The organism is Flavobacteriales bacterium (assembly GCA_025210295.1).
Taxonomy (GTDB): Bacteria; Bacteroidota; Bacteroidia; order Flavobacteriales_D; family Parvicellaceae; genus S010-51.
This window is the reverse complement of sequence record JAOASC010000046.1, coordinates 289,612-302,328: the sequence shown is the minus strand read 5'-3', so window position 1 is coordinate 302,328 and position 12,717 is coordinate 289,612. Positions and strand designations below refer to the sequence as shown.

At 34.5% G+C, this 12,717-nt stretch carries 8 protein-coding genes; all 8 read left to right on the top strand.

All coding sequences use genetic code 11. From position 1 onward, the window contains the following. Positions 1-107 precede the first annotated feature (107 nt). The 8 genes from N4A35_15080 (at position 108) to N4A35_15045 (ending at position 12,677) form a co-directional block, all read left to right on the top strand. Entirely contained in the window at positions 108-1,385 is a 1,278-nt protein-coding gene (locus tag N4A35_15080; GenBank protein ID MCT4582737.1) for a cytochrome c oxidase subunit II, read from the top strand. 41 nt (positions 1,386-1,426) lie between these two features. Continuing rightward, the gene (locus N4A35_15075) at positions 1,427-3,202 is read left to right on the top strand and encodes a cbb3-type cytochrome c oxidase subunit I (GenBank protein ID MCT4582736.1); all 1,776 of its coding nucleotides are present in this window, start codon (positions 1,427-1,429) and stop codon (positions 3,200-3,202) included. Positions 3,203-3,245: 43 nt separating this feature from the next. Further along, positions 3,246-3,866, top strand: a complete 621-nt coding sequence (locus N4A35_15070; protein ID MCT4582735.1) for a hypothetical protein — start codon at positions 3,246-3,248, stop codon at positions 3,864-3,866. Between the two features lie 21 nt (positions 3,867-3,887). Next, a complete protein-coding gene (gene ruvB, locus N4A35_15065; GenBank protein MCT4582734.1) occupies positions 3,888-4,907 on the top strand; it encodes a Holliday junction branch migration DNA helicase RuvB in 1,020 nt (339 codons plus the stop codon). Between the two features lie 320 nt (positions 4,908-5,227). Then, complete coding sequence (locus N4A35_15060; GenBank protein MCT4582733.1) at positions 5,228-8,197, top strand: hypothetical protein; 2,970 nt, start codon at positions 5,228-5,230, stop codon at positions 8,195-8,197. 18 nt (positions 8,198-8,215) lie between these two features. Beyond that, the gene (locus N4A35_15055; GenBank protein MCT4582732.1) at positions 8,216-9,478 is read left to right on the top strand and encodes a gliding motility-associated C-terminal domain-containing protein; all 1,263 of its coding nucleotides are present in this window, start codon (positions 8,216-8,218) and stop codon (positions 9,476-9,478) included. Between the two features lie 19 nt (positions 9,479-9,497). Next, positions 9,498-10,442, top strand: a complete 945-nt coding sequence (locus tag N4A35_15050; protein MCT4582731.1) for a type IX secretion system membrane protein PorP/SprF — start codon at positions 9,498-9,500, stop codon at positions 10,440-10,442. Between the two features lie 33 nt (positions 10,443-10,475). After that, positions 10,476-12,677: an OmpA family protein gene (locus N4A35_15045; protein MCT4582730.1), complete on the top strand. Its 2,202-nt coding sequence runs from the start codon at positions 10,476-10,478 to the stop codon at positions 12,675-12,677. The last annotated feature ends 40 nt before the right edge of the window (positions 12,678-12,717 follow it).

Below are 12,717 nucleotides of genomic sequence, written 5' to 3'. Positions count from 1 at the left end.
TGCTTCAATAGCAATACTAGAGTTGAAAAACGTAAGACAGCAAGCTGTATTACTGAAAAAAAGTTTAATAAATAAAAATAACTAAGCGTACAAAGAGGTAATAAAAAATGGAAAAGTTATTAATATTTTTAGTCATAGCAATAGTTGCTATCGCTGTAGTACAAATTGTAAGAGTTTACGAATTAGCATCTAAAGTCAAAGGTGGTGGTGTTGAAGAAACAGTTACAAAAGGAGAAAATGCATTAAATGCAAACTTATTTATTCTGTTTATGGTAGCTTTCTTTGGATCTATCATTTGGATGATGTTTGTATATGGAGACGGGGGAATGGGAGAAGCTGCTTCTGTTCACGGTCAAGAAATAGATTCATTATTAACCTTAAACTGGTGGATTATTTTACCAGTGTTCTTTATTACAAATACTTTGTTGTTTGTTTTTGTAAGAATGTATCTGTATAATCCAAATAGAAGAGCATTATATTTTGCACACAGTAATAAATTAGAAATGATTTGGACTGTATTCCCATCAATGGCTTTGGCAGTAATCATCATTTTTGGATTGAAAACTTGGAATTCAGTAATGAATCCTGAACAAAAAGGTACAGTAATCGAAATTTATGCACAACAATTTGGTTGGACAGCAAGATATGCTGGAGAAGACAATAAATTAGGAAGAGCTGATTATAAATTGATTACTAATGATAATCCTCTAGGAGTTATCTCTAAAGAAGGAATCGAAGGATCTTATGCTTATTTAGATAAAAAGATCGAAGGGTTAGAAACAAAATTAGCAGAAAATAAGGTAGGTGATGAGTACCTTTTACCTGATGCTAAGATTAAGGAAATGACCAATAAGCTAGAAAGCTTAAAACGTCAAAAATATAGAATCAAAGGAGGAATCGATAAAGGAATTGAGCCAGGTGTTTTCGAAATGGCAAATAATGATGTCCTTACAAAAGAGTTACACCTTATCAAAGGAGAAACTTATACTTTCCAATTTAGATCAAAAGATATCATTCACAGTGCTTGGTTCCCACACTTTAGAGCACAAATGAACTGTGTTCCTGGGATGATAACTAACTTTACATTTACACCTAATAAAACAACATTAGAAGTAAGAGCTGATGAGTTTACCAAAGAACACTATAAAAAGATCAACGAATTTCACAATGAGCGAATGAGAAAAATTGGTGAGCCAGAAGAAGAAGTTGAGTTTGATTTTGTTTTAATGTGTAACAAAATATGTGGAGCAAGCCACTATAATATGCAAATGAAAGTTATTGTTGAGACAGAAGAAGAGTTTAAAGCTTGGATTGAATCTCAAAAGCAAATCGACGGAAAAACTCCAAAATATTGGGGATCTCAATCAGTAGCTGAAGCGAAGTAATTTTGTTAATAAAGAAGTAAAGAAAAAGAAAGAAGAAGAATATGTCTGCAAATCACGAACATGCACATCACCATCACGAAAAAGAAAGCTTTTTATCAAAGTATATCTTTACGATGGATCATAAAATGATTGGTAAACAATACTTAGTTACCGCTATAATAATGGGAATCATAGGTATTGGATTATCAGGGTTATTTAGGTTAAAATTAGGTTGGCCAGATACAAAGTTCCCAATACTAGAAGCTATTTTAGGTTCAGATTGGGCGCCAGATGGAGTATTGGATAGTAACATGTACTTAGGTTTAGTTACTATGCATGGTACAATCATGGTATTCTTTGTACTAACAGGTGGATTGTCTGGTACATTCTCAAATTTATTAATTCCATTGCAAATTGGAGCAAGAGATATGGCTTCAGGTTTGTTGAATATGATCTCATTTTGGTTATTCTTTTTATCAAGTATAATCATGACCTTCTCATTATTCATAGAAACTGGACCAGCAATGGCAGGGTGGACAATTTATCCTCCTTTAAGTGCGCTAGAAGAAGCTCAGTCTGGTAGTGGTCTAGGAATGACATTGTGGTTATTCTCTATGGCTATATTTATTGCCTCTTCTTTATTAGGAGGTATTAACTATATTGTTACAGTTCTAAATTTAAGAACTAAAGGAATGAAAATGACAAGATTGCCTTTAACAATATGGGCGTTCTTTGTTACAGCTATTATTGGTTTATTATCATTCCCAGTTTTATTGTCAGCTGCAGTTCTATTAATCATGGATAGAATGGGAGGAACAAGCTTTTACTTAAGTGATATTACATTATCATCAGGAGCTTTAGACCAAACAGGAGGTAGTCCAATATTATATGAACACTTATTCTGGTTCTTAGGTCACCCTGAGGTATATATCGTATTATTACCTGCACTAGGAATTTCATCAGAGGTAGTAGCGACAAACGCAAGAAAACCAATTTTTGGATATAGAGCAATGATTGGTTCAATCTTAGCTATTGGATTCTTATCATTTATCGTATGGGGACACCACATGTTCGTTACGGGAATGAACCCATTCTTAGGAGGGGTATTTACATTTACAACATTATTAATTGCTATTCCATCTGCTGTTAAAGTATTTAACTATTTAACAACATTATGGAAAGGTAATATCATCCTAACACCTGCTATGGTCTTTTCTGTAGGAATGGTATCAACATTTATTACTGGTGGTATCACAGGGATTATCTTAGCAGATTCAGCATTAGATATCAGTCAACACGATACTTACTTTGTGGTTGGTCACTTCCATATCGTTATGGGAATGTCAGCTATTCTTGCAATGTTTGCAGGTATCTATCATTGGTTCCCTAAAATGTATGGTAAAATGATGAATAAGAAATTAGGTTATATTCACTTCTGGATCACTATTGTTTGTGGATATGGAGTGTTCTTACCAATGCATTTCCTAGGTGAAGGAGGAATGCCTCGTAGATACTATGAAAATACAGCATTCCCAATGTTTGATCACTTCTTAGATTTAAATACAATTATTAGTGTGTTTGCCATTGTAGGAGTTTTAGGACAATTAGTATTCTTCTTTAACTTCTTCTGGAGTGCGTTTAGAGGACCTAGAGCATCTAAAAATCCTTGGAAATCTACAACACTAGAGTGGACAACACCAATAGATCATGTACATGGTAACTGGGATGGTCCTATTCCAGAAGTTCATAGATGGCCTTACGATTATAGTAAACCAGGTCAAGAAGAAGATTTTGTGATGCAAGATGTTCCTTTAGGAGAAAATGAGGAAGAGCATTAACGATATTAAATACAAAAAATATAAAAGTCCATACATTAAAAGTATGGACTTTTTTGTGTTTATATTATTGTGTTCTCCTATTAGCTTCTTTTCACAAGTTAACCATTTAGACTCCCTTAAAGAAGCGATGAATACACCTCCTAAATTTTTGATGAAATTAGATTCTAAGTTCTCGTTTGTAAGTAATCAGTTAGTGACGATGAATGGGGTAAAAGCAGGATTGAATTTTAAAAGTAAAATAAAGTTAGGCCTAGGCTATAGCTGGATGAAAAATAATTTTACTTTCGACAACCCTAATGCAATCGTTAATAATGAAAATTATGACCTAAGATATTCCTATGTCTCAGTATTTGGTGACTATAATTTTTATAAAAAAAATAAATGGTCTTACTTACTGAATACAGATTTAGCTATCGTAAAACTTGGGTATAAAAACAGGCAAACAAAACAGTTTGACTATCAGTCTTTTGGGAGCGTTTTAGAACCGTCTTTAATAGGTGAATATAACCTGATTAAGTACTTGGTAATAGGTAGCGGTATTGGATATAGATTTGTTTTTAGAGAATCGAATAATATTACAGAAAAATTTTCAGCACCAATAGTTATCTTAAGGCTAAAAGTCGATTTCGTTAAAATCTATAAAGAGGAAGTTCTAAATAAATAATTTAAGAATTATATTTGTTACGTGATAGAAGAATTTGACATACACGGAGATGATTTTGGTTCAGATAAAGAAATCGAACAGGTTTTAAGGCCAAAGTTATTTGATGATTTTGCTGGGCAAGATAAAATAGTAGATAATTTGTCAGTATTTGTAGAGGCAGCAAAATTAAGAGGGGAATCTTTAGATCATGTATTGCTACATGGTCCTCCTGGTCTAGGAAAAACAACTTTGGCCAATATCATAGCCAATGAACTTGGTGTAGGTTTTAAAGTAACCTCAGGACCAGTGTTAGATAAACCAGGTGATTTAGCAGGTTTGTTGACCAATCTTGAAGAAGGTGATGTTTTGTTTATAGATGAAATCCATCGATTAAGTCCTGTCATAGAAGAGTACCTGTACTCAGCGATGGAAGACTATAAGATTGACATTTTGATAGATAGTGGACCAAATGCTCGTACAGTTCAAATTGACCTAAACGCTTTTACCCTAATAGGAGCTACAACTCGATCAGGAATGCTTACAGCACCTTTAAGAGCAAGATTTGGTATACATAGTCGTTTGGAATATTATGAAGCTAAAGTTTTAACAGATATTGTAGAACGTTCAGCAGGCATTCTAGATGTCCCAATTGAGTATGAAGCAGCATACGAAATAGCAAGTAGAAGTAGAGGTACGCCTCGAATCGCCAATGCCTTATTAAGAAGAGTAAGGGACTTTGCCCAAATAAAAGGAAATGGGACAATAACCCCTAAAATTACGACATTCTCACTAGAAGCATTAAACGTTGATCAACACGGATTGGATGAGATGGATAATCGTATCTTATCAGCGATTATAGAAAAGTTTAATGGTGGGCCAGTAGGATTATCAACGATAGCAACAGCTGTAGGCGAACAAGCGGGAACAATAGAAGAGGTTTATGAACCTTTCTTAATTAAAGAAGGCTATATACAACGAACTTCAAGAGGAAGAATCGTAACAGACTTAGCCTATAATCACTTAGGGAAAAATAAAAACCCTTTTCAAGGAGGACTGTTTTGATAAAACAAATGAGGATTAATAAGGCTTTTTAGTAGAAATCGTATTCAACAATCCACTAAAATTTGACCATAGCAATCAAAAGGCTTGAAGCAAGTAAAGAGACTATTGGGTAATAATAGAATAATATAGGGAAGAAAATTATTGATTTTATTGAAGGTATGGCAATTGCCAGCCGTACATGAACTAATTTAACTACAGTAGTAAACGACTAATCATAGAAGAGGCTAATTTTAACAAAAAAATAAGTTTAGGTTTGTTTATGACCAAAAAAAGGTGTAATTATGTAAACATTAAGAACCGTTTTTAATCTAGCTTCAACTATGAGAAAACTTCTACTTTCGATTTTTGTAATTAGTTCCTCATACACTTTTTCACAAAGTGTTGGTATTAATACTGCTACCCCGAACCCTATGGCAGCGTTAGATATAGAGTCAACAGATAAAGGAATTTTAATTCCAAGAATGACAACTGTTCAGAGAAATTCTTTAGGAACGTCTCTAGGAACATTGCATGAATCGTTGATGGTTTATGATGTTGATGATTCACAATTCTATTTTTGGGATGGCACAGCTTGGTCAGCAATTGGAACTGGAACGGGGGGAGACGATTGGGGAGCCCAAACGGTGGTGACTACTGGAACAAATATCTCAGGGAATGGTACCATAGCATCTCCTTTAAGTGTGGATGTCAATTTAGATAATGATCCAACAAATGAGATGGAATTACCAACATCTGCAATTAATGGTCAGGTTGCCACTTGGGATGGAACAAGTTGGGTTGCACAAAACCCTGGATCAGGAGCAGATAACTGGGGAGCTCAAACAGTAGTGACTACTGGAACAAATATTTCTGGTAACGGAACCATTGGTTCGCCGCTTTCGGTAGCAATAAACTTAGATAACGACCCCAATAATGAAATTGAATTGCCAGCTAGTGCAATAAATGGACAAGTTCTAACATGGAATGGAACAAGTTGGGTCGCACAAAACCCAGTTTCAGGAGCAGATAATTGGGGAACAGATGTCGTAAATGTTTCTGGTAGTAATATCTCAGGAAACGGAACAGTGGGATCACCAATTGTTGTTACAGATGGAGATAGCGACCCCAACAACGAAATTGAATTACCAGCAACTGCAAATAATGGACAAGTACTAACATGGAATGGAACAGGTTGGGTTGCGCAAAACTCAGTGGCAGGAGCAGACAATTGGGGAACAGATGTCGTGAATACATCAGGTTCAAATATTTCAGGGGACGGAACTTCAGGATCGCCATTAACAGTAACTGAAGTCGATGGAGATGTCACTAATGAGATCCAAAACTTAACATTAACAGGAAATACCTTGTCAATCTCAGGAGCTAATTCAGTAACCTTGCCTTCAGGAGCAGACAATTGGGGAACAGATGTCGTGAATACATCAGGTTCAAATATTTCAGGAAATGGTACTTCAGGTTCGCCATTAACAGTAACCGAAGTCGATGGAGATGTCACCAATGAGATTCAAAACTTAACATTAACAGGAAATACCTTGTCTATCTCAGGAGCTAATTCAGTAACCTTACCTTCAGGAGCAGACAATTGGGGAACAGATGTCGTGAATACATCAGGTTCAAATATTTCAGGGAACGGAACTTCAGGATCACCATTAACAGTAACCGAAGTTGATGGAAGTGTCACCAATGAGATTCAAAACTTAACATTAACAGGAAATACCTTGTCGATATCAGGAGCTAATTCAGTAACACTTACAGATACTGATCCAACAAATGAGTTGCAGGATATAAGCCTAAATGGAACGAACCTAAGTATAACAAGTGGATCAACAATTGATTTGTCATCTATCGGAAGTGGAGGGAACAGTAATACTGCTAATACAACTCCAACTGTCGGAGCTTCAGGTGTTCAAATGATTAAGCTTGTTGAAGCTCAATGTCAAAACGATATCTTGGGTACAGCATACATTGGTGCAGATGATAATATTTGGGCACATGGACATGGTGCTCAATATCAATATGGAGTTCCAGGGTTAACAGATAACTCTTTTCAACCTCATATTGAACCAGTAGATCCCGTGAATGGAGATCGAAGAGGAAAGTGGAAACATGTTTTTACTGATAGAAATACCTTATGGGCTATTACTGATAGTGGAGAAGTCTACAGAAGAGGTCAAGATTATAATGGTCAGTTAGGGAATGGTACTGGAGCTGGAGCACTATTATATTTGACCAAAATGGCATATTTTGAAAATAATAACATTAGAGTTAAATATTTATACATTTCTCCAACAACACCAAATACTAATGAAGGTAAGGCTGTATATGCATTAACAGATAATGGAGATGTATATGCGTGGGGAAGAAATGGAGTAGGACAATTAGGTATAGGAAATACAACAGATCAACAAACACCATTAATTATTACTACACTACAAGGTCGAAACATTGTTAAAATGACGCAGTCTGGAGGTGGTGGAACAGGAGTCTCTGTTGCTGCAATTAGTGCAACAGGTTCTTTATACACATGGGGGTATAACGGATACGGACAACTGGGAACAGGAAGTACTTCTAATTTTAATAGTCCACAATTCATCTCAGGAATAACAGCACAAGATATAGTCATGAGAAGATGGTCGTATGGTTCAACATTGTTGATCAATGCAGCTGGAAATGTCTTAGGTGCAGGTTATAATGGATTAGGAGTTATAGGAGATGGTACTACAACCAATAGAAATACATTTACACAAACCAGCAATGTTTTTACCAATGCTAAAGAGGTACACATGGGAGTTAATAACCACGCTGCCGCAATAGTCACTAATAGTGGAGATTTATATGTAGCAGGATATAATGCGCATTATGGATTAGGTTTAGGAACAGTAGGGACAACAGTTACCAATTATACCATGCCATCAGCACCTTTCCAAGGAATGGTGAAGAAAGTAGTATTACAAGCTTGGGGGAGTTATAAATCAATTCATGTGTTAGATACTCTAGGCAGAATATGGGCTTGTGGAGATAATGTTGGAGGACAGCTAGGTACTGGAGGAACTCATGACGCTGATCCAAATGGATTATTTGCAAGAGCAATGGATGAATTAAGCGGTGCAGTGAAATTTGTAGATATTCAACCAATAGGACATTATAGAAACGATTATATGAGTATGGTCGCTTTAACTGAAGATGGAAGAGTGATGACGACTGGAGCTCCACATTATGGGCAGTTAGGTAATGGAACAAATAACGCTCAAGGACCTTGGCATCGCTATTATAAATTAATTAATTTCCAATAAAATAAAACAATTAAGATTATGAAAAAAAACACATATATATTAGGAATTTTTGCAACCCTATCTATGCAAGTGTTCGCACAGGATGTTTTAGTTGTGGATGGAGGAAGTATACATGTCACAAATAATGGATTGTTGACTGTTAAAGGTGGTGTTGTTAATCAGAATTCTGGAACAATTGATAATTCTGGAGATATTAATGTGTCTGGAGATTGGACCAATAATGGAAATAATACCATGTTGGTTAATAATAGTCCTGGAAATGTTACACTAGATGGAAATAACCAGGCAATAAAAGGAAGTTCAATTACGGATTTTTATAACTTAAAACTCTCTGGAGGGACAACTGTAAAAACTTTAGAATTAGATGCTAATGTTGCTAATGAATTAGATTTAGGAAATGAGGAATTACAAACAAATTCCAATACAATGCATGTAAATAATCCAGCTGTTGGAGCTATCGTTTGGAATACAGGATATGTAAAAAGCGATAGTTTAGGTGGATACCTTGCAAGAGCAACAAACTCAACAGGAACTTATACATTTCCAGTTGGATCAGGATTGTTATCTGATACTTATAGACCTGTTTTTTTAACACCAGCTTCATCAAATGCAAATGTTTATGGAGTAAGATTGTCTGATGAAAATCCTGATTCAGATAATACAGGAACATCTAACTCAGGAGCAGTAGGACCTTTCCCAGTAGCCAATAAAGAAGCGCAAGTAAGAGCAATTAATACAGATTATTACTTTAATATCGCTAGACTTTCGGGAACAGATGCTGTAGATGTTCAAGTTGATTTCTTTAATGCTGATGGAGCATACCAAACATTAGCACAATGGGATGGAACAAATTCACAGTGGAAAGGATTAGATTTTAATTATGCACCGTCAACAACTGGAGCAACATTAAACAGTCCAGATGTTTCATTAACTAAAACAGCTATCAATGACTTTAATCATGACGTTTTTGCATTGGCAGAATTAGAGTTTGAAATTGAAGTTCCAGGAGGGGTTTCTCCAAATGGTGATGGGTTTAACGATAATTTCGTTGTTGAAAATTTAGAGTATTTCCCAGAAAATGAATTAGTGATTTTTAACAGATGGGGAGATGTGGTTTATGAGGCTAGTCCATACATGAACGATTGGAATGGGCAAGTTAATGGAGCGATGATCCTAACAGGAACAGAAGTCTCTGATGGAACATATTTTTATGTTTTAAAATTATCACAAGATCAAGAAACCGATCCACTTAAAGGATCTTTTGAATTAAGAAGAAAGTAAAATGATTAGTCGAATTAGTATGAATAAAATAGTATCTACTTTAATAGTTGCAATTGGGGTATTAACATATTCTGGAACGTTGAAAGCTCAAGATTATTTTCATATATCACAATATATGATGCACCAACCATTTGTTAACCCAGCTGCAATAGGTAGCTATGGGTCATTAAATGGAGCAGGTTTATTTAAACAACAATGGGTAGGCCTTGAAGGGGCACCATCAATCCAAGCAATCAATGTAAATTCACCTATTGGTACGACTAATGGTAATGCTGGATTTTCAGTAGTAAGAGACCAAATTGGAGTCAATAATAGAATCGATATAACAGGGACATATGCTTATAACCTTGCATTGGGTACAAATTCTAAATTAGCTTTAGGGTTATCTGGTATGGCTGTTTTAAATCAAAGTAACTTTTCTCAAGCAACTGTAAATGATGCGAATGATCCGTTATTTGCCAATGATACTAGAATGCATGTCTTGCCTAACTTTCAGTATGGAATGTATTATTACACCAATAAATTTTATGTAGGACTGTCGCTACCTAAATTGTTATTAAATTCTGTAACGTCTGATTCTACAGGTACTGATAACGCTTCTACATCATTTGATTTTTCTCAAATGCACTATTACTTGAATGCAGGGTATACCTTTGAACTTTCAGAAAGCATGGACTTAAATGCTTCTACATTATTGAAGCAAATTTCAGGAGCTCCATTTCAATTTGATTTAAATGCCCAAGTTGTATTTAATGATAGGTTAGGAGTAGGAGTCTCTTATCGTTCTAGTAAAGAATTGGTTGGTTTGTTGTCATTCCAAATTAATGAAATGTTCAAATTAGCTTATTCGTATGATTTCTCTTTATCAAAATTAGGAACATATCATACAGGTTCTCATGAGATTATGTTGTTGTTTCAAATGCCAACAAAAGAGCCCCTACTAATTGAACCACCAAGATTTTAAATAAAAAATATTATACAAGGAATATATATACAAATGAGGAAGTTAATTTTTAGTGTAAGCACCGCTTTACTTGTGGCATTAAACTTAAATGCACAGCAAAAAGAGCTTACTGTAGGTGTTGAAAAACAAAAAGGAGGATATTATAGAGAAGCTATAGCAAACTTCGAGCAAGCTTTAAATAACCCAAAAATTAGTGACGAACAAAAAGTACTTGTCTATAAAGGGTTGGCAGAATGTAATGAGAAGACTCATAATTATAATAAAGCGTCTGATTATTACGGAAAATACCTTGCGGCAAATCCAAACGATATCGATAAATTCTTAAACTATAGTTCTATGTTAAGAACTGTAGGAAAAACTGAAGAGGCTAAGATTTTCTTTTTAAAATATGCAGAAAAAAAAGGAGATGCTAAATTGAAAAAGGATTTCAATAAAATGATCGATTGGGCAGAAGCTCATGGAGATGATGCAACACCTTATTTAGTGGATGTAACTAATATTGCTACCAATGGAATTAGTATGGGAACTTCTGAATATAAAGAAGGTGTCTTAACAGGTTTAGCACAATCTACTGATGAAGGAAAAACGATATTCTATAACTTAGGATATAGTAAAAAATCAGGAGAAAATTCTTTTGAAGCACCTACTGTTTTAGCTAAAAATTTAACAAGTCAATACTACTCAGGTTATCCATCTGTCTCAAAAGATGGTAATACCATTTATTTTACATCTAATTCTTCAGGGAAAAATAAATACAGTCCATCTAAAACTAAAAAAATGGATTATAGCTCTAAAGGTGTAAACGTTCTTAAAATTTTTAGAACAGAGTTTAAAGATGGTTCTTGGACTGAAAAAGAAGAATTGTCGTTTAATAGCAATGAATATAGTTGTGCTCATCCTTTTATTACTGAAGATGGTAATACATTATATTTTGTATCTAACATGGAAGGAACTATGGGAGGTTATGATGTCTATAAAGCAACTAAAAATAATGATGGTACATTTTCAAAACCTGTTAACTTAGGTCCAAGTGTCAATACGAAGTTAGATGAAATGACACCATCTTTTGTAAATAACAGCTTGTATTTCTCTTCAAGAGGACACTTTGGATTTGGAGGATCAGATATCTTTAAAGCTGAAATGGATAAAGATGAATTGTTTAAAAAAGCTGAAAATGTCGGAAAGCCGTTAAACTCAACATTTGATGATTTTGCATTTTCTCCAAATAAAGACCAAGTAACAGGATTTTTATCTTCTAATAGAGATAGTGAAGATGGATCAGATAAGATCTATTCATTTAAGTTAATTCCAGCTGAGTATAAAGTTATTGATAAGGAGACAGGAGAACCTATCTCAGAAACGAAAATTATCGTTTACGAAAAAGTTGACGGAGAATGGGTAGAGTCTTCAGTTAATATTACTGATGAAAACGGTGTGTGGGGAACTAATTTTGCCAAAAATAAAGATTACAAAATCGTTTATGATAACCCTTATTATGAAGTAAAAGAAATCGAATTATTACAAAACGATAAACGTAGAGATAAAAAGTTAGCTCAAATTAAAAGTGGAGTTAAGTTAGAAAAGGCTGTTTTATTTGGGCAAATGATTGACGCGATTACCAACAAAGCTGTAGAAGGAGCTGTAGTAGATCTTTACGAAAAAAATGAAAACGGGGAATACGTAAAAGTCGCAAGTGTTCTTACTGATAAATATGGATCTTGGAAGCACAATATTCGTAGAGATAAAGAATACAGAGTGAACATCAATAGAGAAGGCTATGATGAAAAAGCCTTTGAAATTCCTTCTGTAGTGAGTAATGATCCAAATAGATCAAGCATTATAGAGTCGATGAACCCACTTAAGTTTAACCCAACGGCTAAAAAAGATGTTAAGCTTAAAATTAATAATATTTACTTCTATTTTGATAAAGGAAAGATTAAAGAAGAATCTTACCCAATTTTAGATAATATTGTAGAGTATCTGAATGAAAATGCAGATGTAAAAATCGAATTGAGTGCTCATACAGATTGTATCGGTAAAGATTCTTATAACTTAGCACTGTCTAAAAAGAGAGCCAAGGCTTGTGTTGAGTACATTGTTAAACATGGAATATCAAGCTCAAGATTAAAAGGGGTAGGATATGGAGAGAAATATATACTTAACGATTGTAAGTTGCAGCGTTCTAATGAGAAAGAGGCAGAGAAAAATCGACGAGTGGAAATAAAAATACTATAACATTTAACTAATTGTGAAAAATTCCTGTATAACGCCAGTT

What these genes read in the sequence shown, in the direction of transcription:
- N4A35_15080 (MCT4582737.1), top strand. Translation starts at nt 108, where the DNA reads ATGGAAAAGTTATTAATATTTTTAGTCATAGCAATAGTTGCTATCGCT.
- N4A35_15075 (MCT4582736.1), top strand. Translation starts at nt 1,427, where the DNA reads ATGTCTGCAAATCACGAACATGCACATCACCATCACGAAAAAGAAAGC.
- N4A35_15070 (MCT4582735.1), top strand. Translation starts at nt 3,246, where the DNA reads ATGGACTTTTTTGTGTTTATATTATTGTGTTCTCCTATTAGCTTCTTT.
- N4A35_15060 (MCT4582733.1), top strand. Translation starts at nt 5,228, where the DNA reads ATGAGAAAACTTCTACTTTCGATTTTTGTAATTAGTTCCTCATACACT.
- N4A35_15055 (MCT4582732.1), top strand. Translation starts at nt 8,216, where the DNA reads ATGAAAAAAAACACATATATATTAGGAATTTTTGCAACCCTATCTATG.
- N4A35_15050 (MCT4582731.1), top strand. Translation starts at nt 9,498, where the DNA reads ATGAATAAAATAGTATCTACTTTAATAGTTGCAATTGGGGTATTAACA.
- N4A35_15045 (MCT4582730.1), top strand. Translation starts at nt 10,476, where the DNA reads ATGAGGAAGTTAATTTTTAGTGTAAGCACCGCTTTACTTGTGGCATTA.